Origin of the sequence: uncultured Pontibacter sp., from assembly GCF_947492645.1 — a bacterium.
In the GTDB taxonomy this organism is placed as follows: domain Bacteria; phylum Bacteroidota; class Bacteroidia; order Cytophagales; family Hymenobacteraceae; genus Pontibacter.
On sequence record NZ_CANLMZ010000008.1, the window covers coordinates 235,208 to 260,682 of the forward strand.

A 25,475-nucleotide genomic window follows, 5' to 3' on the forward strand; every position below is an offset into this window, starting at 1 on the left:
ATGAGTTCTGCAGACAATAAACGCTCCGTAATAGTAGGCATATTCGTTTTCCTGGCGATCGTGATCCTGGTGGCGGGTATATTTACCCTGGCCGGCCAGCAGAAACGCCTGATAAGCACCATAACTGTTACTGCCATTTTTGATGACGTTGCCGGGCTGAAGACGGGTAATAACGTATGGTTTTCCGGAGTAAAAATAGGCACGATCAAAAACATTAAGCTTTATGGCGATTCTCAGGTAGAGGTTACCATGAGCATAGAAGAGAAGGTACAGCAGTTTATCCGCAAAAACGCAGCGGCCCGCATCAGTTCCGAAAGCTTTATCGGCAACAAGAACATAGTAATTGACGGCGGCACACAAGCAGCAGGCCAGATTGAGGATGGCGATAGGATAACTGCCGTAAACCCTTTAAATACCGATGATTTGATGGAGAAACTTCAGCAGAACAACGAGAACCTGGTAGCTATTACAAGCGATTTTAAGCAAATCACATCAAGGCTTGTGCGCGGTGAAGGAACCATCGGTGCCATACTTACCGACTCTGTGATGGCTGACAATTTACGCGCAATGGTGGCAAACCTGCAACAAACCTCTAACAGAACAGTTGCAGCATCTAACGAGCTATCCAGGTTTACATCAAAACTGAATAGGCCAGGCGGTTTGGCAAACAGCATCGCTACTGACACCACAGTATACAGCAACCTGAAAACATCTATGGCCGAACTAAACGAGGCCACTAATGCTGCTGCAGCCATGATGGAAACCTTGGAGAGCACCAGCAAGCAGCTAAACAACCAGAACAATGCGGTTGGGGTTTTACTATCGGACCAGCAGTTTGCCCGACAGCTGCAGCGCACCATGCAGAACCTCGAAACCAGTAGCCAGAAGTTTGACCAGAACATGGAGGCCCTGCAAAGCAACATTCTTTTCAGAGGTTTTTTCAGGAGGCAGGCAAAAGAGCAGGAAAAGCAACAAGAGCAACTACAGCAGGCACAGCCAGATTCGACAAACCGCTAACAACACAATAAGTATAAAAAGAAGCGGGGCAGATGTAAAACATCTGCCCCGCTTCTTTTTATACTTTAACCGGATGCCTAGGAGTGGTATTCGACGCGTATCTTTTCTGCCACTTCTTCCATTTCTGCAGCACTAAACTCTTTCTTGTTTGCAAAGTTCATATCCTGCATGCTGTTTAAAGGAATCAGGTGAACGTGGGCGTGAGGCACCTCAAGGCCAACTACCGCTACTCCTACCCTGTTACACGGTACAGCCCTTTTTAAAGCCTTAGCCACTTCTTTTGCAAACGCCATCAGGCCCAGGTACAGGTCATCATCCAGGTCAAAGATGTAGTCTATCTGCTCCTTCGGTATTACCAAGGTATGGCCTTTGGCTGTCGGGAAAACATCCAGAAAGGCAAGGAAACGCTCGTTCTCTGCTATCTTGTAAGCAGGAATCTCACCTTTCACAATCTTTGTAAATATCGAAGGCTCCATTGTTTATCGGCTAATCTCCAGTATCTCAAACTCAATTTTACCGGCAGGTATGGTTATCTCGGCCACATCGCCTACAGACTTGCCAAGCAAACCCTTGCCAATAGGCGACTTTACAGATAGCTTTCCTGCTGCCAGGTCTGCTTCCTCTTCGGCCACCAAAGTATAGTTTACTACCATATTGTTCTTAAGGTTCTTTATTTTAACCTTAGAAAGAATAAGTGCCTTGCTTGCATCCAGGTTCGACTCGTCGATTAGTCTTGCGTTACCGACAATCTCCTCCATTTTAGCGATCTTCAGTTCCAGGTGGCCCTGCGCATCTTTGGCTGCGTCGTATTCTGCATTCTCGCTCAGGTCGCCTTTATCGCGTGCCTCAGCTAACTGCCGCGCCACTTCAGAGCGCCCTTTTGTTTTGAGCTCAGCCAGTTCGTCTTTTAGTTTCTGCAAACCTTCTGCTGTGTAATAAGAAATGTTGCTCATAGTTATGTTCTCACGTTTAAAACACAAAAGCAAAAAGAACGGTTATGGCATGCATAACCGTTCTTTTTGCCAAATATGTAAATTTATTTAATTCTTTTCTAGTATGATGGCGGGTTATATGCTACCTAGCCATCAAAGTTTTAGCATAAGCATCAACTTCTGTACTGTAACAGGCCAGGAGCTACTCTCTTTGGCCTCGACGTAGGCAAATATACAAATTTTAGTAAACAAGAAACAATAAGTTCTTAAATACTATACGCTTGTTTATATGCACCGGGCAGGCGCTTGCTTTGCTTCACTATTCAAGAATAAACAACCTTGGCTGCGGATAAGTTTGCTCACATCACTCCCACTTCTGCAGCAACTCCCCCAGCTTACTTGAACTAATTTCCATTGCAGAGGCATCAACTTACTCTAGAGACAATAGTTTATTTATTATGTTAAGTTATATTTAAACAAGGATTTGATTTTGTCTACCAGCACCTCGTTTATCTTTACATAAGACTCGTGTGTCCAGCCGGCGATGTGTGGGGTAAGTATAACATTGCCTGCCTGCGCCAGGTAGTTAAAGTTTTGCAGCTGCTGCTCTGTTAAAGTATAAAGTTTCTCGTTTTCCAGTACATCCAGCGCAGCGCCTTTTATACTTCCCGCCATCAAATGCTTTACAATAGCTGCCTGGTCGGCTACATCGCCACGTGAGGTGTTTAAAAACCAAATAGGTTTACGGAAGCCGGCAAAAAAAGCATCATCGGCAAAGCCCAGGTTTTCCTTAATATAAGGTATGTGCAGGCTTACAATATCAGCCTCCTGCTGCAGCTGCTCCAGGGAAACGCGCTGGGCCGGAGCGACTATTTTTTCAGGCGCATATTTATCGAAGGCAAGTATACGGCAGCCAAAACCGCTCAGCAGTTTGGCAAGGCTTTGGCCCATGTTTCCGTAGCCGATAATGCCAACGGTTTTACCATTAATTTCCTCGCCCCGGTTCTCTTCTCGCAGCCATACTTTGTCGCGCACCTGTTTATCGCTACGCGTAATATTGCGCATCAGCGCTATAAGTAAACCCAACGCAAACTCCCCTACTGCCTGTCGGTTGCCTTCGTTGGCCCCAAGCAAGGCTATGTTTAGCTCCTGTAAGGCATCGGCGTCAATATTATCTACCCCGGCGCCGGCCCTTGCCACAAACTTCAGCTTGTCAGCATAGGTAAGTATATCTGCCGTAATGCGCATTTTGCTTCGCACTATCAGTCCGTCAAATCCGGTTAATGCCTCGCAAACTTCCTCAGGTTTTATAGCTGGTCTGTAATCAGCTTCCATACCTATACTTTCCAGCATCGGGAATATACTTGGGTGAATTTCGTCGATGATCAGGATTTGCATGTGATTAGTTTAAGATGGTGTTGATCTTTAGAAAATGTTTGAACGAGAGCTTTTAAGTCTTTTTGATGATTTGCTGACCCAAGGTAAAAAGGGAACTCATACTTTTTCCCTTGATACTTGAATCTGACAAAGTTGTTCACTCCTCTTACAGTAGAAACGGTATAAGCTGACAGGCGTTCCATTCCATCATAATCGTTAATATCTATTTCTAAATTCTCAATTTCTTCGATTGGATACTTCATCCCATCAATAAAGATACAGTCACTTTTAAGAGTTAAGTATCTCCCAAGGTATCCGTAGAGTTCTTGCTTTCCACTATCAAAATAATACCTCTGAAAATAAAGTAAGCCGGCACAGATTAAAATAAAAGGAACGGAAAACCATTCATCCGGCATCAAGACATATAAGATTAAACCGCACAGCAAAGACAAAAGGCCATAAGGAAACAGATCAGGTTTACTACGCCCCGGAACATATACTCTTGTCTGGAAAAGCGTGTCCATCAACTTTTACATTGGGTATAGCAAATGCGCTATGCCAAAGTATATGGTAAGGCCCAGGAGGTCGTTGGCTGTGGTGATAAACGGACCGGCAGCTACAGCGGGGTTTATACCGAATTTATCGAGCACCATCGGGGTAATGGTACCCATAAGTGAGGCCAGCATCACTACCGAGAAAAGCGCAACCGAAACCACGATAGACAAGGTAAGGTCGTTACGGAAAAGGTAGGTAAAGCTGAAAACCAGAATAGAAATGATCAGGGCATTAAGTAAAGCTACCAGGATCATCTTGAAAATACGCTGAGCAAAGTTTTCGAACATTACTGCATTCGATGATAAGGTTTGGATAATGATGGACGAAGACTGAATGCCCACATTACCTCCCGTTGCCGTGATCAGCGGCACAAACAGGGCCAAGGCCGGAAGTATGGCAATGTCTTTTTCGAAGAAGCCCATAAAATGAGCCGCCAGTAAACCACCCACCATACCTATGATCAACCAGGGCAAACGCGAACGCGAAATACGGAACACGCTGTCATCTTCCTCCACATTCTCCGAGATACCCGTCATCAACTGCCGGCTCAGCTCGGCCTGCTCCTGCATTACGTCTACCACGTCGTCAATGGTGATGCGGCCCAGCAGCCTGCCTTGTATGTTCACTACTGGTATAGCCTCGAGGTCATACTTCTGCATCACGCTCACCACCTCATTTTCATCCCTAAACGACTCTATCGAAATAACATCCTCGCTGTAAATATCTTTTACCAGCTTATCGTCCTTAGAGAGCAAAAGCGCCTTCACGCTCACGCGGCCTACCAGTATATCGCGGTTGTCTACTACGTACACGGTATAAATGCGCGATACATCTTCTGCCTGCCGGCGGATCTCCTCAATACATTGCCGTACGCGCCAGTTCAGGTTTACCTTGATAAGCTCTTTGGCCATCAGACCACCCGCACAGTCTTCTTCGTAATGCAACAGGTCCAGGATGTCTTTGGCCTTCTCCTCGTTCTCAATTAAGGCAATTACCTCCTCACGCGTTTGCACCGATTGCTCGTTAAGTATATCCACGGCATCGTCGGAGTGCATCAGGTTGATATAGCGGGCAATTTCGGCGCTGGTAAAGTAATCCAGGAAATCCTCCCGGATGTCGTAGTCCAGGTCGCTCAGGATCTCTGCTCCCACCTCAGGCGGCAGCAGGTCCATCACATACTTCGACTCGTTGGCATCCAGCTCGTAGAGTACCGTGGTAATATCGGCCGGGTGCATTTCTTCCATCGAACTCAGAATAAAGTCGTTATCCTGACGTTCGATGGCCTGCTCTACCTGCTCAATATAATCACGTGTAATCTCTAGCTGCATATTATAGTTGTGTGTTCTGCTCTACTAATTGGGTCAAAGCTACAAAATCCTGCACCGAAAGCTGCTCGGCGCGCTTGTCAAAAACAGGCTGGACTGTTGTTTCGGGGGGCAAGTTATAACTTCGGAGTGAGTTACGAAGCGTTTTGCGTCTTGTTCCGAAACTTAATTTAACTACCTGAAAAAACAGTTTCTCGTTACAGGCCAGCTTTTCCACGTTGTTGCGCACCAAACTGATTACCGCAGACTTTACCTTTGGTGGCGGGTTAAACACCTTCTCCCCTACAGTAAATTTGTAGTCGATTGTATAAAAAGCCTGCAACAGCACACTAAGTATACCATAGGTTTTAGAACCCGGAGGCGCGGCTATTCTTTCTGCCACTTCTTTCTGGATCATACACACCACCTCCGGCACCACATCGCGCTGCTCCAGCACTTTAAAGAAAATCTGGCTCGAGATGTTGTAAGGAAAGTTACCGATAATGGCAAAAGGCCCTGGAAACAACTTACTCAAATCTGTTTTCAGAAAATCGGCAGAGATGATGCGGTCCTCCAACGTAGGGAAGTGTTCCTGCAGGTAAGCGATAGATTCTCTGTCGATGTCTACGACGGTGGTTCTGTACTCGGGGTGTTTAATTAGGTACTGCGTGAGCACCCCCATGCCGGGCCCGATCTCCAATACATCCTTTACGCCGCGGTGCAGGGTTAGCTGGTCCACAATTTTTATGGCGATGTTCTGGTCTACCAGAAAGTGCTGGCCCAGGTGCTTTTTTGGTCTTACATTACCCACGTTATGCTAATTAGGAGCCTGAGTTTCAAAAAGTATACTTTTCGGCTCAATCTCGTTATACCTTACATTGTAAAGCCGACAAAGCGTTTGCCGCTTGGTAAGCTCTTCGCTTTACGTATTATACTTACTATATTGCGAACTCAAAGATACGAACGACAAATGCCAACACAACTTAAATACGACACAAGCTTCGCTAAAAACACCGATCTGGCTATAATAATAGCAAAAGATGCGGTTAGCCAGGTGCAGGAACTGCAGCCGGAAGAGCAAAACTATGTGCAGCAGCAGGTAGACCACGACGCCAAGTTCATTTACCTGAACCGCTACTCGCACCGCGTATACGTGCTGGTACAACCAGAGGCAAAAACAGAGAACCTGAAGAAAGAGGCGCTTCGCCAGGCCGGCCATGCTTTATTAAAGCAACTTAAAACTGACAAGGCAACGCAGATCACCATACTTGATAAAACCAACTCGCAGGCAAGTTTATACTTAGCCGAGGGCTTATACTTAAGCAACTATGAGCATCTGAAGTATAAAACCAAAAACACCAAGCCTAGCACCCTGCAAGCCATTACCATTGCCGACGAAAGTATAAATGAGCAGGAAGTACAGGAACTTGCCAACATACTGGAGGCCGTATATAAAGTACGCGACCTGATAAACGAACCGCACAGCCACCAGTCGGCACCGCAGTTTAGCGAGCAACTGGAGGAAGTTGCAAACCAGGGCGGCTTTGACATTGAAGTGTTAGATGAGCTGAGAATACAAAGCCTGAAGATGGGTGGCTTGCTGGCCGTAAACCAGGGCAGCGAAGAACCGGCCACCTTTAATATATTAGAGTGGAAACCTGAGAACGCCAAAAACTCCAAACCATACGTGCTGGTAGGCAAAGGCGTAGTATACGATACCGGTGGCCTTAGCTTAAAGCCAACGCCGCAGTCAATGGATTACATGAAGTCTGACATGGCTGGTGCCGCTGCTGTAACAGGTGTACTATATGCCGCTGCTAAAAACAAGCTGCCGCTGCACATTATTGGTCTGATACCGGCAACGGACAACCGCCCGGGCGGACAGGCAGTAGCCCCAGGCGACGTTATTACCATGCACAACGGCATGACCGTAGAAGTACTGAACACCGACGCTGAAGGCCGCCTTATACTTGCCGATGCCCTTAGCTTTGCAAAAAAGTATAACCCCGAATTAGTAATAGATTTGGCTACGCTTACCGGCTCTGCCATGCGCGCTGTAGGTAAAGAAGGTGTGGTAGTGATGGGAACAGCCGGCGAGGAAATAATGGCCGGCCTTAAAGCAGCTGGTGATAACGTGCACGAGCGCACGGTGGAGTTTCCGCTGTGGGATGAGTACAGAAAGCAACTCGATTCTGACATTGCCGACCTCAAGAACCTGGGTGGAGCAGATGCAGGCCATATTACAGCAGGCAAATTCCTGGAAGAGTTCACCGACTACCCTTGGGTGCATTTCGATATTGCTGGTACCGCTTACCTGCACTCCGAAGATTCTTACCGCGGCAAATTAGCAACAGGCTCAGGAGTACGCCTGGTTTACAATTATTTAAGTGCTTTGGCACGATAAGTATAAAATGGATACAAAGTATAAAGTGAGATTAGGCATCAGTATTGGCGATACAAACGGCATCGGACCTGAGGTAATCGTGAAAACCCTTAGCGACCAACGCATACTTAATTACTGTACCCCGGTAATTTACGCCGCTCCTGGTGTTCTTAACAGAATACGCAAGGCTCTTAGCGCAGAGCATTTCTTTTACCAGCCAGTAGACTCAGCCGACGCCTTAGTGCCGCGCAAAGTAAACGTGGTTACCTGCTGGGACGGTGAACTGGAAGTAGCACCTGGCACACCTACACCTGAATCAGGCAAAGCATCCCTGGACTCCCTTTTGGCCGCCAGCCGCGATTTAAAAGCCGGAAAACTGGATGGTTTGGTAACTGCACCTATCAATAAAGACAACATACAGGCCGAGGAGTTTAACTTCCCGGGCCATACCGAGTTCCTTACCTCCTATTTCGACGCGCCCGAAAGCTTAATGCTTTTAGTTAGCGGCGACTTAAGAGTAGCCACAGTAACAGGGCACATGCCTGTAAAAGAGGTAGCTTCCAGGTTAACGCCCGAGCTGCTTATCCGCAAGCTAACCATCCTGCTGGAGTCGCTGCGAAAGGATTTTGGCATACTTAAGCCTAGAATTGCCGTGCTTGGCTTAAACCCACATGCCGGCGAAGAAGGTTTGCTGGGCACAGAGGAAATGGAGATTATACGCCCAGCCATTATGCAACTGAAAGAGCGCGGGCACCTGGTGTTCGGCCCCTTCCCTGCTGATGGCTTTTTTGGCATGCAGCAGTACAAGCAGGTAGATGCTGTTTTGGCGATGTACCACGACCAGGGGCTTATACCTTTTAAAACTTTGGCTTTTGAGAGCGGCGTAAACTACACGGCAGGCTTGCCAATTGTGCGCACATCCCCAGACCATGGCACCGCTTATGACATTGCAGCTAAGCACATTGCAAATGAAACCTCTTTCAGAGAGGCTTTGTTCTTGGCCTGCGACATCATAAAAATGCGCCAGCTGGAACAAATGCCTGTTGTTTAATAGCGTCAGGTATTTTATTTCTCAGATTAATATCCTAATTTTGCGTCTTGCAATAAAGAGTCGGTTGTGAAAAAGTTAAAAGATTATGAAATCGGCATTGCCAAGCTCAGCAACAAGGTACATACCTATGAGTTTGAGATGGATGATTCTTTCTTTGACCTTTTTGGGAAGGAAATAATTTCAGGAGGAAAGCTGCTGGCCAACGTTAAGCTTGACAAAACAGAGTCGCTGCTCACGTTTAACATTGACATAAAAGGGCATGTGCGCCTCACCTGCGACAGAAGCCTGGATGAGTTTGATCATCCGGTAGCGCTGCAGGAAGTTTTCAGAGTGAAGTATGGCGATGAAAGCATGGAGTTGGCTGATGACCTGTGGCAGATCACTAGTGGCACACAGGCTATCAACATTGCACAGCACCTTTATGATTACATCATATTGTCTTTGCCCATGAAAAAGCTGCATCCGCGGTTTTTAGAGGAAATGGATGAAGAAGATGAGGAAAGTGAGGACGATATCCTGATTTATTCTTCGCAGAGCGATAGCAGCGAAGATGAGGACGACGATGACGAGGATACAGATCCGCGTTGGGACGCACTCAAAAACCTTAACTAAAAGAGTTTCAGAAGTATAAAAAGTATAAACTAGTAAGTAAATTTTCAACTAAAAAATGGCACATCCTAAACGTAAGATTTCGAAGACCAGAAGAGATAAGAGAAGAACTCATTATAAACTTTCTGAGAAAGCTATCGCAACTTGCCCTACTACAGACACGCCTCACCTTTACCACCATGCATATGTGGTAGACGGAGACCTGTTCCACAAAGGCAAGCTGGCTATCAAAAATTATACAGCGAACGCCCAATAAGCACTAACCTGCTTTAGTTTAAGTTCTGTATAATTAACAACATCCATACATGAGGATCGCCTTAGACGCTATGGGCGGCGACTATGCACCAGATGCTGTCGTAAAAGGTGCCATACTTGCCGCAGAGCAGCTCGAGAAAGATGACGTTATCTTGCTTATCGGCAAAGAAGACGCTATCCAACCGCTGCTGAACGAATACAATTACGCTGGGAACAACATCAAAATTGTTCATGCTAGCCAGGTTATCGAAATGGGAGAGCACCCTACAAAGGCGCTTTCCCAGAAAACCGACTCTAGCATAGCCGTTGGGTACGGCCTGCTTAAAATGCAGAAAGCTGATGCTTTTTGTAGTGCAGGAAATACCGGTGCTATGCTGGTGGGCGCTATGTTTAGTGTAAAAGCGGTAGAAGGTATACTAAGGCCCTCTATTGGAGGACTGGTTCCTAAATTGAACGGAGGTTTCGGGATTATACTGGACGTAGGTGCCAACGCAGACTGCAAGCCAGAAGTACTTGAACAGTTTGGTGAGATAGGCTCTATCTACGCCAAGTATGTTTTGGAGATCCCGAATCCGAAGGTTGGTTTAATGAACCTGGGCGAGGAAGAAGGAAAAGGAACTGTAGTTACGCAAGCAGCACACCAGCGCCTTAAAGCAAACACGAATATCAACTTTATCGGTAACATTGAAGGCAGAGACCTTTTTAACGATAGAGCGGACGTAATTGTATGCGACGGCTATACTGGAAATATCATTTTGAAACTGGCAGAGAACATCTACGATATTCTTAACGAGAAGAATATGCATGACCCGTTCTTCGACAAGTTTAATTATGAAGCTGTTGGCGGTAGTCCAATTCTGGGTATAAACGGCAATGCCGTTATCGGGCATGGTGTTTCTAGCCCTAAGGCTATTTGCAACATGGTGCTACAAGCCCAGAAAATGGTATCTTCTAAGCTCTCGGAACGATTCCAGAAAAAATACAGCGCATAACCTGTTACCCAGCGGGGTAATAGATTTATATTTAATTGGCTTAATCTGTTTCAGCAATTCTTTTTACAGAATCTGACAGGTTATGCCAATTTTTTTTTAGTAAATTGCCCCACTTACTTAATTTCTAACCGAAACATCATTTACCATGAGTAAAATCACCGCCGCTATAACAGGCGTAAGTGGCTATGTTCCAGAATACGTGCTCACAAATAAGGAGCTTGAGACAATGGTTGAGACCAATGACGAATGGATAACTTCGCGCACGGGTATCAAGGAGAGGCGTATTTTGAAAGGTGAAGGCCTCGGCACATCACACATTGCGGTTCCTGCGGTTAGAGAATTGCTTAAAAAAACGAACACCAAGCCAGAAGAAATAGACTTACTTATCTGCGCCACTACTACCCCTGATATGGTTTTCCCGGCAACGGCAAATCTTATAACAGCAGAAGTAGGCGCTGTAAATGCCTTCGGATACGATTTACAGGCTGCTTGCTCAGGCTTCCTATTTGCTCTTGCAACCGGATCAAAGTTCATAGAGACAGGTCAGTATAAAAAGGTAGTGGTTGTAGGTGCTGATAAAATGTCTGCTATAGTTGATTATACCGACAGGGCAACCTGTATTATCTTTGGTGATGGCGGCGGCGCGGTTATGCTGGAACCAAACACCGAAGGCCTGGGCATACTTGACTCTGTTTTAAAATCGGATGGCACAGGCGCCCAGTTCCTGCACATGAAAGCAGGCGGTAGCCGCAAGCCAGCAACTATCGAAACTGTACAGGCAAGAGAACACTATGCTTACCAGGAGGGCCAGCAGGTGTTTAAATTTGCTGTTAAAGGCATGGCTGATGTGTCGGCGGAGGTTATGGAGCGTAACAACCTTAGCGGTGACGATGTTGCCTGGCTTGTACCGCACCAGGCAAACAAACGCATTATAGAGGCTACTGCAAACCGTATGGGCCTTAGTAACGAAAAGGTGATGCTCAACATTCACAAGTATGGCAACACTACCAGCGGCACGATTCCGCTTTGCCTGTGGGAGTATGAAAGCCAGTTAAAGAAAGGCGACAACATTGTGTTAGCTGCTTTTGGTGGCGGCTTTACATGGGGTGCTATCTACCTGAAGTGGGCTTATGATCCGAAGTAGTATCCAAACCTATATATAAATTACATTAAAAAAAGCGGCCATGTGTCGCTTTTTTTAATGTAATTTATATATAGTATAATCTTACTTCTATATGGCCAAACTTTTAACAGCCTTACTCACACTCTTATTACTCCCGTACTTTGGTGCCAATGCCCAAAGCTCTTTCGAAGAAGCTTTCCTGGTTCAAAACCAGGATACCATCCATGGCTACATCAAAAGTGCCTCAGATTTGGAGCTAAGTAAGGTGATACAATTCAAAACTGACTTGAACTCAGAAGCTGTCAGAGAATTTTACCCAGGAGAGGTTACAGCCTTTTACTTCAAGGCTACTGGTTTTTACTATGCCTCTGTAAAAGCAGAAATACTAAAAGGCTCTTCCAAAGTATATCATCACAGATTTGCCAAACTACTGTTAAGCGGGTTCACGAGCTTGTACAAGCTCCAGCTGCCTGAAGAGGAACAGTCTATAGTTACGTTACGAAACAACACGTTCCTGTATATCTTGCAAAAAGGCACCACCTACTACACTTTGGGATTATATGAGACAATGGATGGGAGTTACGCCATAAAAAACAAACGATACGCGGGTATGATGAGGGCAGCTTTTTCTGATTGTGAGCTGCTATCCCTTGATCTGAACCAACTTAATTTTGATGATAAATCGATGATGAAAGCAGTTGCTGCATATAATGCCTGTATGGATCCAGCGGTTGCCACCACCTATTATACATACAAGGCTAAAGCTGTGATCAAGCATGGGGTGGAGCTTTCCTTCGCGAAGCTGTACCTACCCAAAAATCCGAATAACATAAGTGCCCAGGGATATTCTGCGGGATACTTTTGGGACATTATACAGCCTGATGCAAGTAGAAAGTACTCTACGAAGTTTGGCGTCACTTATATGTATTATCAGCTAGACAGAAATTCTCCAAATGCCGAATTTAAAAAAGAGGCTGTTCATTATTTACGCCTTCCCCTGGCCATTCAGTATAATCTAAAGGATCCAATCGTGTCAGAGACCGTTCCATTTTTTAACATTGGGTTTACCGCGCAGATAACCACAAATGCTCGCTACAGAGATTACATTCCTTTGCCGAGCATCGGAGCAGGTATGTATAGCAAGCGCTTTAGATTTGCTGCTCTTTTGGAAAATGATGGGTTTAAATTCTCAAATCCAAAGCTTATCAGCTTATCAGTTGGCATGAGATTAGACTAACAGCGATCATCTTATATGCTAAAAAATGTATGAGCTTATATGGAACAACCTATCTGAATAAGCTAACAAGTATAAAGCAAAAGAGGCTGCCCCTACAGGGGCAGCCTCTTTTGCTTTATACTTGTTAGTGTTTTAAACTTCCTACGCTAGTCTGTCGCAATCGCTCAGTAGCATCAGAAACCAATGCTTTAACCTCTCTGTAATAAACAAAATAACCCATAAGTGATATCAGCAGTAAATTACTGATTCCTAACGCACCAAAATGGTCTAGTTGCTTTGCCATATACTTGCCAACAAAGTCAGATGAGTTTGCGCCATACAACAATATAACTACAATAAAGCCCACAAGTAAAGGGGTGTTTTTTTGCTCTTGCAAGAAGCGCAGCAGCATAACAATAACAGGTAGTGCATAAAGGAAGTGCTCTGTATCTGTTATCACCAGGTTTGGAATGATGGCAATAAGTACAAAGCATTCCATCATCATCAGGCGGCCCATAGTATCTTTGCTCTCCTCCCCTAGCAGAACTGCATGTTTCCTGTTTCTCCAAAATACAGCAACGTATACCAAACCTAAAGCGATTAGCAGGTGCAAGGTAAAATACTGCGGAATCTCTAGGGAAGTATAAACCTGTAAAATAGATGCGATGGTATTATCACTCTCCAAATAACTATTATGTGCCATCACAGCTTTAAACCAATCCTGGTGCAAAGCAATATTATCGCTAAAGCCAACTACAGCAGCTGGGGCAAGCGCAAAAAACACAAAAGATAGCGTTACGTGCAGCAGCGTTACCCTTTTTTGATGGAGAACAAGAGGCAGCAACAAGATTAAAAAGTATGGCTTGGTAACAAAAACAAACCCTAACAACCACCCCGCCCTCTTCTCCCGGCCCCCGGCTATGTAGTAGAGTGCGGCACTAACAAAGGCTACAAGTACAATATTGATGTTACCTAAATGCAGCTCACGCACCATGTGCACGAGAATACACAAAAAAGTTACAGCAAGTATGGCATTGGTTACCTTGCCTTTATTTACCCACCTGCGAACTAAATAATGCAAAAACACAATGGTAGAAATAGCGCAACAGGCTAAAACAATAAAGTGCAATACTTTGGCTACACCGAAACTGAACGCGCAGTAAGGCAGAAAAAAGAGCAGCGTGGCCGGCGAGTACTTATAGTATCCGGTCTTTAACCCGAAAGGGATACCATATACCTGGTTTTCGCTTAACAGCGCAGATGCCGCTTCATAATAAACCTTAAAATCATTTAAATTAAAACGCCCATTAATGTTCTCAACAATAATTATTGTAAGACTCAAAACAACGGCGAATAGCACAAATACTTTATGATACTTTAACTTTGGCAGTAGTTCTTTCATTATCACGTTCTTATACCCTGCAGTAGTATTTCAAAACTTTAAAACTAATTCTGAAAAAGCTACAAAGCTAATGTTTAGTTCAATAAAAGAGTAAGATAAGCGGCAGGCATCTTGGCTAAGCAAACATACACTATAGCAAGAAGAAATCTAAAGTGGATCAGATGTTACCTGTAGTTGCTATTGCGATAGGTGTAAACGTTACACCACTTAGTATAAAGTGGCAGTAAGCAGCAGTCGTGGGAAAAAAATCTGCTTCAGGAAATTATTATGCGTGCATACCATTTAGGATAAAATCAATGAAAAGCAACTTAAATACATTGCTTTTTCGGGACAAATCAGGCAGATTGACTAACTTTGCTTGCAATACATAGTTTTGCGCTATACTTTTAACGTTTCATTTAAGTACAACACGATTCAGAACATAATATGGCAACCACAGCTGATATAAAAAATGGCGTTGTGATCGAGTATAACAACGACCTTTACCAGGTTACCGATTTCCAGCACGTAAAACCAGGCAAAGGCCCGGCATTTGTAAGAACCAAGCTAAGAAACATCAGAACCGGTAAGGTATTAGACAACACCTTCTCTGCTGGTCACAAGATAACGACGGCCCGCGTAGAGCAGCGCCCTCACCAGTTTATTTACAAAGATGACATGGGCTATAACTTTATGGACATGAACACCTTTGAGCAAGTAACGCTGAATGAGGCATTGGTGCCATTTGCTGATTTAATGAAAGAAGGCCAGGAAGTTACCATCCTGTTCCATGCTGAGACAGAAACCCCGTTAACTTGTGAGATACCTCCTTTCGTTGAGCTTACCATCACGTATACTGAGCCTGGTCTGAAAGGCGACACAGCAACCAACGCCTCAAAACCAGCCATTGTAGAAACTGGAGCAACTATTCAGGTGCCACTTTTTATCGGCCAGGACGAAAAAATCAAAGTAGACACTCGTACTTATTCATACGCAGAGAGAGTTAAATAACACATGAAAGCTAAAGAAATCCAGGACCTGATCGACTTTATCGCCAAATCCGGCTTGAATAAAGTAAACATCGAAACAGAAGAATTTAAGATATCTGTACAGCGTGAGCCAAACCAGAAGGTAAAATATGTAAACGAGCCTTCTCATCATGTTGCAGCTCCTGCACCGCAGGCAGCCCCTGTACAGGCAGCAGCAGCACCTGCTGCACCAGCGCCGGCGGCACCAGCAGCTCCTGCAGCCTCCGACGACAGCAAGTATATCGCCATCAAAGCACCTATGATAGGTACTTTCTACCGCTCTTCCAGCCCAGAGTCACCTGCATTTGTTAACGTTGGAGACGAGGTAAAAAAGGGACAGGTAATCTGCATCATCGAGGCAATGAAACTGTTTAATGAGATTGAGTCTGAAGTTTCTGGCAAAATCGTGAAAGTATTGGTAGATAACGCATCGCCAGTTGAGTACGACCAGCCATTGTTCCTGGTAGATCCAAGCTAATTTATTGATTTGAAAATTTGAAAATGTGAAGATTTGAGAATGGAGACGGCATTTACCTTCTCCATTTTTATATCATTTTCACTTTGCATCTCTACATTTCCAAATCTACAAATCTTCTAATCTGACATTATGTTTAAAAAAATACTAATTGCTAACCGTGGCGAGATCGCGCTTCGCATTATCCGTACCTGCAAGGAGATGGGGGTGAAAACGGTAGCCGTATACTCTACAGCTGATAAGGAAAGCCTGCACGTGCGCTTTGCCGATGAAGCCGTTTGTATCGGACCTCCTCCAAGCGCACAGTCTTACCTGAACATTCCGAATATTATTGCAGCAGCAGAAATCACAAACGCTGACGCCATACACCCTGGCTACGGCTTCTTGTCAGAGAATGCAGAGTTCTCTCGCATCTGCGCTGAAAACAACATCAAGTTTATTGGTGCCACGCCAGAGATGATCAACCAAATGGGAGATAAAGCATCTGCTAAGGCAACCATGAAGAAAGCAGGCGTTCCTACCATTCCGGGTTCAGAGGGTTTGATTAAGAACCTTGAAGAAGGTATAAAGCTTGCAAAAAAGATAAAGTACCCGGTAATTATCAAAGCAACTGCCGGTGGTGGTGGCCGAGGTATGCGCATCATCAAGCGCGAAGAGGAGTTTGAAAAGGCATGGAACGATGCCCGTACAGAGTCTAAAGCTGCTTTCGGCAACGATGGCATTTACCTCGAGAAATTCGTGGAAGAGCCGCGCCACATCGAGATACAGCTAATAGGCGACCAGCACGGCCAGGTAGCGCACCTTTCAGAGCGTGACTGCTCTATCCAGCGCCGCCACCAAAAGCTGGTAGAGGAAACTCCTTCGCCGTTTATTACAGACGATCTTCGTGAGCGCATGGGCCAGGCTGCCATTGCAGGAGCTAAGGCTATTAACTACGAAGGTGTAGGCACGATTGAATTCCTGGTTGATAAGAACCGTGACTTCTATTTTATGGAGATGAACACGCGTATCCAGGTAGAGCACCCGATTACAGAGGAAGTTATTGACTACGACCTTATAAAGGAGCAGATTAAGGTAGCTGCCGGTGAGAAAATTACTGGTAAAAACTACTACCCTAAGATGCACGCCATTGAGTGTCGTATCAACGCTGAGGACCCTAAGAACGGCTTCCGTCCTAGCCCAGGCAGAATAACCACGTTGCATATGCCAGGTGGCCACGGCGTGCGTGTAGACTCTCATGTTTACTCTGGCTATACTATCCCGCCAAATTACGACTCCATGATCGCGAAGCTGATTGTTAGCGCGCAAACCCGTGAAGAGGCTCTGGTGAAAATGAAGCGTGCACTTAGTGAGTTTGTAATCGAAGGTATAAAAACTACCGTTCCATTCCACCTGAAGCTAATGGATGACCCTGGCTTTAAAGAAGGTAACTTTACAACTGCGTACCTGGAAGGCTTCGATTTTAACAGCCTTGATTAGCATAACCGAATTTTAAAGTATAAAACCTCAGCTGTAACTGGCTGAGGTTTTTTTTCGCCTGCATGCAACCTGTACAGCAAATTTCCACTCTTGATAGCGTGAAAACATATCTCCAACTGCTTGTTGCCTGCGCTTTTATACTTACACAGTATAGTTGCACATCTGTTTTATATGTCAACACCACGCTGCCACCTGATGTAGCTGTTACACACGACCAATGGAAAGTGGTGGCTGTAAACAGGTTTAACCCGGCGTTGCTTCCCTTTAACCGCGAAAAGAAGCTTGATGCATTTGAACAAGGCGCAAAAGAGGCCTTTTATGGAGTAACTGAAGCCATACTTCAGGACGATACTTTTGTGCTGATAGCTGCAGACACAACTGGTAATTATTTACAAACTGCCGCAAAACAAGCGCTTACACCTGAGCAAGTACAAAGTATACATGCAAAGCACCCACACCACCTGGTACTGGCACTCGATAACTTTGACGCCTACTTTGAGCAGGAAACTTTCAGGGAGAAAAATGGTGACGGTTCTGTTTCTAAAACGGCACATTATACCTTACATACCCGCTCCTACTGGACCCTCTATGATAGTACAGGTGCTGTGTTAGACAGAGCTTCGCTTACCAAACAAGAACTTTACGATTCCAGGGGTGTGCTGAGTGGGTTGCTGGCAATTGGCCAATCTATTGCTAATGCTGGGCCAGTTATAGACAAGTTAGCATGGCAAACAGGTATGGACTATTGGAAACGCCTTCAGCCAAGGCATATAAGTTTTGCGCGCCCTTATTACTCAAATAAGGATTTTACGCCTGCGGCATATAGTATGGCTGCAAGTGACTGGGATAAGGCTGTTATCTTGTTAACTCCGATAGCAGAAAGCGGGCAACGTAAAAATGCCGCTAAAGCCGCTTATAACCTGGCTGTAGTACACGAGGCCAAAGGCGATGTAGCAAGAGCCAGGAAATGGGCCAAGTTATCTGCTGATAAGGGAAATAAACTGGCGCTACTGCTTTTGTCTGACCTAAATGGCTACCATTAACAGCGATTGCAATCGTTTAAATCTAAAAAGCGAAGGCCCGGTAATTAACCGGGCCTTCGCTTTTATACTCAGTAGTATACTTTTTAAACCTTTTGCTTTTCTTCCTCCTGCATCAGCTGCTCCAGTTCGCCGTACCAGCCTTCGCCATACTTGCGTATAAGCGGTTCTTTCAGAAACTGATACACCCTAACTCCCAGGTCCTGGCCAAAGCTGCAGGCAGCGCTGCAAATACCCCAACGGTCATAGTTCAATGCTTCAAAGTCATCATACTTTGTTACTCTGATAGGGTATAAATGGCAGGATATCGGCTTTTTCCAGCTAATCTTACCATCATAATAAGCTTGCTCTATGGCGCACTTCAATGTCTTGTCCTCATCGTAAATGGCGTAAGCGCACTCCCTGTTGTTGATGGTTGGTGTAGAGTAATCGTCTTCCCAATCCTTGATGTATAGCCCCTGCTCCTCTACAGCTTGTTTACCGGCTCCAGTCATGTATGGCTTTATCTGCTCATAGCTCTGCTCCAGTATTGCCAGTTCGCTTTCCTCTAAAGGTGCTCCTAAATCGCCTTCTACACAGCAGGCGCCTTTGCACTTCTCAAGGTTACAAACAAAAAACTGGTCGCGGATGTCGTCGCTGATAACGGTATTCTGAAGAACTATCATGGGTGGTATTTATTAGGGAGACAAAGGTAAGGAGAAATTAGTTTATTTCCGGGGCGAAGGTGGGTGAGTTGAGAAACAGCAACAGCAGACTCCACGCTTAAGAGGGCAGGTTTAGCTGCTCACAGTATGAATAAACAAAAAAAGCCCTCTCCTGTTGGAGAGGGCTTAAGTATATGGCAAGTTTATACTTAATTCTGTTTTTCTGGAGAACCGGCAGCCATCAGTATATTCTGTACATTTTCGTGTTTTGTGTAATCAATGGCGGCTTTCCCTGTACTGTCTTTTGCTTTTGCGTCGGCACCGGCTTGCAGCAAGGCAAGTATAATTTCAAAGTTTGCATCCATTTCGCAGGCAAGCATAAGCGGTGTTTTGGCTTCGTTGTTCTGGATATTAGGATCTGCACCGGCCTCCAATAGCTTACCAAGCTCCATTATACCGATATGTTGGCCAATTGTAGCCTGTAGTGCCTGGGCTAGAACTGTATTGCCGTCTTTATCTTTTAAGTTAGGGTTAGCGCCACGGTGCAAAAGCGTGTCCAGTAAATCAACCTGCTCCTGCTCGTATAACTCTGAGCGAACCCTGGAACTGCTAACCACATAGTGCAAAGCAGTTTTGCCGTCCTCGTCCTGCGCGTTTATATCAGCCTTATTCTTAAGTAGTATGCTTACAGTTTGCAAGCGCACCTCAGGCTCGTAGATTACGCCATAATCCTCTAGTAGCATGGGTACATAAACAGTATGCATAAGGGGAGAACGGCCACTAGACTCCACTCCAAAATCATCGGGTACTGCAAGCGTGTTTGCATCTCCTCCGGCAGCCAAGGCACGTTTCAGCATTTCCGGATCGCGGTTGATGGCGGCAATAACTACTTTTTGGTCAGGTGTCTGGTTTATGTACAATAATTGCTCGTAAGCACTAACGCTACCTTTCGAGATAGCTTTACGATACAGCTTTCGCGCCTCCTCTGTTTTAACCTCTCCTAATGTACCTTCTTCATAAAGTAGACCTAACGTATAAAGTGCTTCGCGTTCATCGGCCTCTACCCCTTTCTTAAGCCAGTAAAAAGCTTTTTCATTGTCTTTCTTCACCCCTTCACCATTTAGGTACAGGTTGGCTAGTGAGGTATAAGCTACTACATCGTTGGCTGCAGCGGCACGGCTCAGGTAATTAAAAGCAAGGCTGTGGTCCTTTAATTCTCCAAAACCAGTATAGTACATGCTACCCAAAATGCGATTGGCAAAAGCATCTCCTTCTACGGCTTTCTCACGGATCTCAATCGCAGCGGTGCGCATGTGCTGTATAAAGCGCTGTTTGTCTTCCTGGGTTCTAAGTATAGTTTGCTCGGCTAATCCTAAATGTCCTAGCAGGCTTCCCTCATCGATGGCACGCTGGTAGTAAAACTGAGCAGAGTCTTTGTTTGCAGAAAAGTATTTCTCAGCATTCTGAATTTGCTTTAAGGTATCAATCTGAACTGAATCATACTTTAATTCACGGTACTGGTGCATACGCCCGATAAAGTATAAAGCATCGTTATCACCTTCAGCAACAGCCTCTTTAAACTTAATATAAGCCTGCGGGTACTGCAGCGTAGTATAAAATGCCATGGCTGAGTCCATAGCCGAGGTGCGCCATACTTTCTTGATGGAAGGAGCCGGAGCGGCGGTTGCAGCTTTACTATCAGTTTGCTTTGCAACGGTGGTTGGTTTAGCAGTTGTGGTTTTAGGAGTGCCTATGTTGGGTGACGGCTTTTTCGCTGCTGAGGCTGTTGCCTTAGCCTTGGCGGGTGCCGATTTCTGTGGCGCCTTACTTTGGGCCATACTTCCGTTGCCGGCAAGTATAAACATGACTGCCAACATCAGTTTAACTAGCTGCTTGCTTGTCATTTTAAGGGTCTTATGTTTCAAATCAAGCGAATTAAATTCAGTTTACTCAACTGCAAAACTACAGTTATCTGTACTTTAAATCAAAAATCAGGCAAAAAGCAATGTTTTTATCTATTTGTGCCTGTAAACTAAACGCTTTAGAAGTACTTCCTGTTCATCTTATAGCATCTTTCCACCCAGAGCTGTAGCATTAGCCATGCCAAAAATTTAGGGTCGGTTCAGAAAAAGGATTTGTAATTTGTAACTTGCATAGATTTTAAGACGCACGCGGAAGAGAAGAAATGGATTATATCAGCTTATTAAATGAGTCGCAACGCGCGGCGGTACTTCACACCGAAGGTCCGGCCATGATTATAGCGGGCGCTGGCTCTGGAAAAACAAGAGTTTTAACTTACCGGATCGCCCACCTGATTAGCCTGGGTGTAGATCCGTTTAACATACTTGCCCTTACCTTTACCAACAAGGCAGCCAAAGAAATGCGCCACCGGATTGAGAAAGTAATTGGCAACGAGGCCAAGAATATCTGGATGGGCACGTTCCACTCGGTGTTCTCGCGCATACTACGCGCCGAGGCTGAGAAAATTGGCTACCCGAAAAGCTTTACCATTTACGATACAGACGACTCCAGAACACTTATTCGCAATATTGTGAAGGAGATGAACCTGGACGATAAGTTGTACAAGCCAAATGTGGTGCTGGGCCGTATTTCTTCTGCTAAAAATAAACTTATTTCTGTTAAACAGTACCTCAACGATGCTGTTATTCAGGCAGATGATGAGGCTGCCATGCGCCCTAAGATCGGCAAGATTTACGAAACCTATCAGAACCGCTGCTTTAAAGCAGGCGCCATGGACTTCGACGATCTGCTGTTTAACACCAACGTGCTCTTTAAAGACCACCCGGATGCGCTGAACAAGTACCAGAACATCTTTAAGTTTGTGATGGTGGATGAGTACCAGGATACAAACTACTCGCAGTACCTAATCACGCGTAAACTGGCGGCTCAGAATAGAAATATAGTGGTTGTAGGCGATGATGCACAGTCTATCTACGCCTTTAGGGGTGCTGATATACAGAACATACTTAACTTTGAGCGCGACTACCCGGAGCTGCAGGTATTTAAGTTGGAGCAGAACTACCGCTCTACCAAAAACATTGTAAACGCAGCTAACTCGGTTATCAAAAACAATACGGCACAACTGCGTAAAGATGTTTTTACCGATAACGAGCAAGGCCCACTCATCGAGGTGATAAAGGCTAACTCGGATAACGAAGAGGGTAAACTGGTGGCCACGACCATTTTCGAAGAGAAAATGAACAACCACCTCTCCTACGACGATTTTGCCATACTTTACCGCACCAACGCACAATCCAGGGCCATGGAAGAAGCCCTGCGCCGGATGAACATCAAGTATAAAATCATTGGTGGCCTTTCGTTTTATCAGCGCAAAGAAATTAAAGACCTGATAGCTTACCTGCGCCTGACGGTAAACCCGAACGATGAGCAGGCGCTACGCCGTGTAATAAACTACCCGAAACGGGGCATTGGCGAAACTACCGAGCAAAAACTTTTTGTAACTGCCAACGATATAAACCACAGCGTATGGGAAGTAGTGCAGAACGCCGGCCAGTTCTTAGGCAACCGTGTGGGCACAGCCATCGAGAACTTCTCGATCATGATAAAGGACTTTGCCCGCATTGCCCAGAACGTAGATGCCTTTGAAGTAGCCAAACACATAGCCAAACACTCCGGCATAGTAGATGACCTGTACCAGGATAAAACCGTGGAAGGCCTGGCCCGCTACGAAAACATACAAGAGCTCCTGAACGGTATCAAAGAATATGTAGATGATCCGGAGAAGGAGGATAAGAGCCTGGACGCTTTCCTGCAGGACATTGCCCTGATTACAGATGCTGACACCAAAGCCGATGATGACGGTGAGTTTGTCACCCTGATGACCATTCACTCGGCCAAAGGGCTTGAGTTTAAGAACGTATTTATTGTGGGTATGGAAGAAAACCTCTTCCCGAGCCAGATGATGCTGAACTCGCGTGCCGATTTGGAGGAAGAGCGCCGCTTGTTTTATGTGGCCATTACCCGTGCCGAGAAAAAGCTATACTTAACCTACGCCACCAGCCGTTACCAGTGGGGTAACCTAAGGGCCTGCGAAAAGAGTCGCTTTCTTGACGAGATTGATCCAAAGTACATTAACTTTAAGTATGGCGATACAGGTGCGGGCAGCGGAGGCAATGTTTTTGACAGGGTATTGCAGCGCAAAAGCAGTATTAGTAGCTTAGTGCAGCCACCAGCCCGAAAGCAGGTAGCCACAGCCTACACACCATCCGCTGATTTTAAGCCAAGCGATACCTCTAACCTGGCTGCAGGTATGAAAGTAGAGCACCCTAAATTCGGTTTTGGCGTGGTAGCTAAAATGGACACACAAGGCAATAGCGTTAAAGCCATTATCAACTTTGATGAGGTTGGCGAAAAAACCCTGTTGCTAAGCTTTGCCAAGCTGCGCATTCACGAGTAATTAGGATGTGAGAATGATGAATTAATTAGACGGAATTAGTCTAAAGCATTATATTTCTATAACTTCTCATTCATAATCCGTAATTATTAATTCATCATTGCATATAGTGCATATATATTTCTAATTTTGACTCTTTACACAAGATATAATGGAAGCGAGTACCTCATTTAAACAAGACCTTTTGCTACGCGAGTATGGCCGCAATGTGCAGGATCTGGTAAATTACATTTCAAAAGTAGAAGACCGTTCGGAACGCACGCGCCTGTCGCAGTTACTCATAAACCTGATGGCCAAGCTAAACCCGCAGCTGCGCGACACACAGGACTACCAGCAAAAGCTTTGGAACCACTTGTTTGTGATGTCAGGGTCTACGCTTGATGTGGATGCACCTTACCCGCTTAGCGCGATGGAGTACCTGAACGACAAGCCACAGCGCATGGAGTATGCCACAGAAACGCCTGCTTTTAAGCACTACGGCACCAACGTGGAGCTGCTGATCGAGAAGGCAACAGAGCTGCAGGACGAGAAAGAACGCGAAGCTGCCATTGTCTCTATCGGTAAACTCATGAAAACCCTTTACCGGTCGTATAACAAAGACAGCATAACAGACGATGTTATACTGAACGATATCCGCCAGCTATCAAAGGGCAAACTGAACATGGACCTGCGTTATATCGAGAGCAACAACCTGTTCGAGTCGGTTGGCGGCGGCAGGCAGCAGCAGGATAACCAACAGCGCAGCCAGCAGCAAAACCGTGGCGGCGATAACCGCGGCCGCAAAAACCAAAGAACCTCCTCAAATCAAAGAAATAAATAGTATAAATGGCTTCATTCGAAGTAAAAGGCGGTACTAAGCTAAAAGGCGATATTTACCCACAGGGCGCAAAAAACGAAGCACTTCAGATTTTGTGCGCCGTATTGCTTACCTCCGAACCTGTTACCATCTCAAATATCCCTGATATCCGGGATGTAAATAAACTGATCGAGCTGCTGCAAGGCCTGGGTGTAAAAGTAGAACGCACCGCTCCGGATACGTGTATTTTTCAGGCAGATGATGTGAACCTGGATTACCTGGACACAGAAGCATTTGTGGAGCAAGGCCGTGCCATACGTGGCTCGGTTATGATTGTTGGCCCGATGCTGGCACGCTTTGGCAAAGCCAAGATGCCAAAACCGGGTGGCGATAAGATTGGCCGCCGCAGGCTAGACACTCACTTTATCGGCTTTGAGAAACTGGGCGCTACATTTGAGTATAGCTCCGAAGAAAGCTTTTACGGCGTACATGCTGACCGACTGAAAGGTGCTTACATGCTTTTAGATGAAGCATCTGTAACGGGTACAGCCAACATATTAATGGCTGCCGTACTCGCCGAAGGAACTACCACCATTTACAATGCAGCCTGCGAGCCCTATGTACAGCAGCTAAGCCGCATGCTTAACCGCATGGGTGCTAAAATAAGCGGTGTAGGTTCTAACTTATTGGTAATTGAGGGAGTCGAGAAGCTTGGCGGTACAGAACACCGCATGCTTCCGGATATGATCGAGATCGGTTCGTTTATCGGCCTTGCCGCCATGACAGGTTCTGAAATCACGATTAAGGATTGCCAGATTGAACAGCTTGGCCTGATACCGGATACATTTAAGAGCCTGGGCATTAAGATGGAGTTCCGCGGAGATGATATACATATACCGGCACAGGAAAACTATCAGGTAGAAACATACATTGATGGCAGTATACTTAACATTGCCGACCACACCTGGCCAGGCCTAACACCAGATTTGCTAAGTGTAGCGCTGGTAGTGGCTACGCAGGCAAAAGGCACGGTACTGGTACACCAGAAAATGTTCGAAAGCCGCCTGTTCTTTGTGGACAAGCTGATAGACATGGGTGCCCAGATTATACTCTGCGACCCGCACCGCGCTACTGTTATCGGCCTGAACAACCAAATGCCTTTACGCGGTATTCGTATGTCTTCGCCTGATATTCGTGCCGGCGTTGCCCTGCTTATCGCAGCAATCTCTGCCGAAGGCACCAGCATCATCGACAACATTGAGCAGATAGACCGCGGCTACCAAAACATTGACGGCCGCTTGAACGCCATCGGAGCACAAATCAGACGAATCTAAAGTATAAAATCATACTTGCTGATATGAAAGAGCACCTGCTAAGGGTGCT

At 45.6% G+C, this 25,475-nt stretch carries 24 protein-coding genes; 15 read left to right on the top strand and 9 right to left on the bottom strand.

Going from position 1 to position 25,475, the window contains the following annotated elements:
* Window positions 1-1,017, top strand: coding sequence for an MlaD family protein (locus Q1A23_RS11480; RefSeq protein ID WP_299823452.1), 1,017 nt, complete (start codon window positions 1-3; stop codon window positions 1,015-1,017).
* Window positions 1,018-1,094: 77 nt separating this feature from the next.
* On the opposite strand, the gene Q1A23_RS11485 is transcribed toward Q1A23_RS11480, so the two are convergent.
* From Q1A23_RS11485 to rsmA, 6 genes are all read right to left on the bottom strand, one after another.
* The gene (locus Q1A23_RS11485) at window positions 1,095-1,493 is read right to left on the bottom strand and encodes an HIT family protein (RefSeq protein WP_299823455.1); all 399 of its coding nucleotides are present in this window, start codon (window positions 1,491-1,493) and stop codon (window positions 1,095-1,097) included.
* A gap of 3 nt (window positions 1,494-1,496) precedes the next feature.
* Window positions 1,497-1,970 carry a transcription elongation factor GreA gene (greA, locus tag Q1A23_RS11490; protein ID WP_299823458.1) on the bottom strand — a complete coding sequence of 158 codons (474 nt, stop codon included), beginning with the start codon at window positions 1,968-1,970 and terminating at the stop codon, window positions 1,497-1,499.
* Window positions 1,971-2,405: 435 nt separating this feature from the next.
* Window positions 2,406-3,347 carry an NAD(P)-dependent oxidoreductase gene (locus Q1A23_RS11495; RefSeq protein WP_299823461.1) on the bottom strand — a complete coding sequence of 314 codons (942 nt, stop codon included), beginning with the start codon at window positions 3,345-3,347 and terminating at the stop codon, window positions 2,406-2,408.
* A complete protein-coding gene (locus tag Q1A23_RS11500) occupies window positions 3,335-3,850 on the bottom strand; it encodes a hypothetical protein (protein ID WP_299823464.1) in 516 nt (171 codons plus the stop codon). The genes Q1A23_RS11495 and Q1A23_RS11500 overlap by 13 nt, the downstream gene beginning before the upstream one ends.
* Window positions 3,851-3,856: 6 nt before the next feature.
* On the bottom strand, window positions 3,857-5,209 hold the full coding sequence (mgtE, locus tag Q1A23_RS11505) for a magnesium transporter (protein WP_299823467.1): 1,353 nt from the start codon (window positions 5,207-5,209) through the stop codon (window positions 3,857-3,859).
* 1 nt (window position 5,210) lies between these two features.
* Window positions 5,211-5,996 (bottom strand): 16S rRNA (adenine(1518)-N(6)/adenine(1519)-N(6))-dimethyltransferase RsmA, encoded by a 786-nt coding sequence (gene rsmA, locus Q1A23_RS11510; RefSeq protein WP_299823470.1) that lies wholly within the window; start codon window positions 5,994-5,996, stop codon window positions 5,211-5,213.
* 159 nt (window positions 5,997-6,155) lie between these two features.
* Between rsmA and Q1A23_RS11515 the strand changes: the two genes are divergently transcribed.
* From Q1A23_RS11515 to Q1A23_RS11545, 7 genes are all read left to right on the top strand, one after another.
* Entirely contained in the window at window positions 6,156-7,589 is a 1,434-nt protein-coding gene (locus Q1A23_RS11515; RefSeq protein ID WP_299823473.1) for a leucyl aminopeptidase family protein, read from the top strand.
* Window positions 7,573-8,619 (top strand): 4-hydroxythreonine-4-phosphate dehydrogenase PdxA, encoded by a 1,047-nt coding sequence (gene pdxA / locus Q1A23_RS11520; RefSeq protein ID WP_363322039.1) that lies wholly within the window; start codon window positions 7,573-7,575, stop codon window positions 8,617-8,619. Before Q1A23_RS11515 ends, pdxA begins: the two co-directional genes overlap by 17 nt.
* A 66-nt stretch (window positions 8,620-8,685) precedes the next feature.
* Window positions 8,686-9,231: a DUF177 domain-containing protein gene (locus tag Q1A23_RS11525; protein ID WP_299823476.1), complete on the top strand. Its 546-nt coding sequence runs from the start codon at window positions 8,686-8,688 to the stop codon at window positions 9,229-9,231.
* Between the two features lie 55 nt (window positions 9,232-9,286).
* Complete coding sequence (rpmF, locus tag Q1A23_RS11530; protein ID WP_299823479.1) at window positions 9,287-9,484, top strand: 50S ribosomal protein L32; 198 nt, start codon at window positions 9,287-9,289, stop codon at window positions 9,482-9,484.
* Window positions 9,485-9,533: 49 nt separating this feature from the next.
* Window positions 9,534-10,475, top strand: a complete 942-nt coding sequence (gene plsX, locus Q1A23_RS11535) for a phosphate acyltransferase PlsX (RefSeq protein WP_299823482.1) — start codon at window positions 9,534-9,536, stop codon at window positions 10,473-10,475.
* A 145-nt stretch (window positions 10,476-10,620) separates the two neighbouring features.
* Window positions 10,621-11,619: a beta-ketoacyl-ACP synthase III gene (locus tag Q1A23_RS11540; RefSeq protein WP_299823485.1), complete on the top strand. Its 999-nt coding sequence runs from the start codon at window positions 10,621-10,623 to the stop codon at window positions 11,617-11,619.
* 91 nt (window positions 11,620-11,710) lie between these two features.
* Window positions 11,711-12,835 (top strand): hypothetical protein, encoded by a 1,125-nt coding sequence (locus tag Q1A23_RS11545; protein ID WP_299823488.1) that lies wholly within the window; start codon window positions 11,711-11,713, stop codon window positions 12,833-12,835.
* Window positions 12,836-12,959: 124 nt separating this feature from the next.
* Here the strand turns inward: Q1A23_RS11545 and Q1A23_RS11550 are convergent, their stop codons facing one another.
* The gene (locus Q1A23_RS11550; RefSeq protein WP_299823489.1) at window positions 12,960-14,216 is read right to left on the bottom strand and encodes a glycosyltransferase family 87 protein; all 1,257 of its coding nucleotides are present in this window, start codon (window positions 14,214-14,216) and stop codon (window positions 12,960-12,962) included.
* A 426-nt stretch (window positions 14,217-14,642) separates the two neighbouring features.
* Between Q1A23_RS11550 and efp the strand changes: the two genes are divergently transcribed.
* The 4 genes from efp to Q1A23_RS11570 all read left to right on the top strand — a co-directional run bounded on the left by efp (window position 14,643) and on the right by Q1A23_RS11570 (window position 18,220).
* Window positions 14,643-15,206 carry an elongation factor P gene (gene efp / locus Q1A23_RS11555; RefSeq protein WP_299823490.1) on the top strand — a complete coding sequence of 188 codons (564 nt, stop codon included), beginning with the start codon at window positions 14,643-14,645 and terminating at the stop codon, window positions 15,204-15,206.
* A gap of 3 nt (window positions 15,207-15,209) precedes the next feature.
* Entirely contained in the window at window positions 15,210-15,701 is a 492-nt protein-coding gene (gene accB, locus Q1A23_RS11560) for an acetyl-CoA carboxylase biotin carboxyl carrier protein (protein WP_299823492.1), read from the top strand.
* Window positions 15,702-15,830: 129 nt separating this feature from the next.
* Window positions 15,831-17,177 carry an acetyl-CoA carboxylase biotin carboxylase subunit gene (accC, locus tag Q1A23_RS11565; protein WP_299823494.1) on the top strand — a complete coding sequence of 449 codons (1,347 nt, stop codon included), beginning with the start codon at window positions 15,831-15,833 and terminating at the stop codon, window positions 17,175-17,177.
* 98 nt (window positions 17,178-17,275) lie between these two features.
* Window positions 17,276-18,220 (top strand): DUF6340 family protein, encoded by a 945-nt coding sequence (locus Q1A23_RS11570; RefSeq protein WP_299823495.1) that lies wholly within the window; start codon window positions 17,276-17,278, stop codon window positions 18,218-18,220.
* A gap of 83 nt (window positions 18,221-18,303) precedes the next feature.
* Here the strand turns inward: Q1A23_RS11570 and Q1A23_RS11575 are convergent, their stop codons facing one another.
* Both Q1A23_RS11575 and Q1A23_RS11580 read right to left on the bottom strand, forming a co-directional pair.
* Window positions 18,304-18,882, bottom strand: coding sequence for a DUF3109 family protein (locus Q1A23_RS11575; RefSeq protein ID WP_299823497.1), 579 nt, complete (start codon window positions 18,880-18,882; stop codon window positions 18,304-18,306).
* Window positions 18,883-19,070: 188 nt separating this feature from the next.
* Complete coding sequence (locus tag Q1A23_RS11580) at window positions 19,071-20,765, bottom strand: ankyrin repeat domain-containing protein (RefSeq protein WP_299823499.1); 1,695 nt, start codon at window positions 20,763-20,765, stop codon at window positions 19,071-19,073.
* 281 nt (window positions 20,766-21,046) lie between these two features.
* On the opposite strand from Q1A23_RS11580, the gene Q1A23_RS11585 reads away from it, so the two are divergent.
* The 3 genes from Q1A23_RS11585 to murA all read left to right on the top strand — a co-directional run bounded on the left by Q1A23_RS11585 (window position 21,047) and on the right by murA (window position 25,426).
* Window positions 21,047-23,299, top strand: coding sequence for a UvrD-helicase domain-containing protein (locus tag Q1A23_RS11585; RefSeq protein ID WP_299823501.1), 2,253 nt, complete (start codon window positions 21,047-21,049; stop codon window positions 23,297-23,299).
* Between the two features lie 148 nt (window positions 23,300-23,447).
* Window positions 23,448-24,116 carry a DUF4290 domain-containing protein gene (locus tag Q1A23_RS11590; protein WP_299823504.1) on the top strand — a complete coding sequence of 223 codons (669 nt, stop codon included), beginning with the start codon at window positions 23,448-23,450 and terminating at the stop codon, window positions 24,114-24,116.
* Between the two features lie 5 nt (window positions 24,117-24,121).
* A complete protein-coding gene (gene murA, locus Q1A23_RS11595; RefSeq protein ID WP_299823507.1) occupies window positions 24,122-25,426 on the top strand; it encodes a UDP-N-acetylglucosamine 1-carboxyvinyltransferase in 1,305 nt (434 codons plus the stop codon).
* Window positions 25,427-25,475 lie beyond the last annotated feature (49 nt).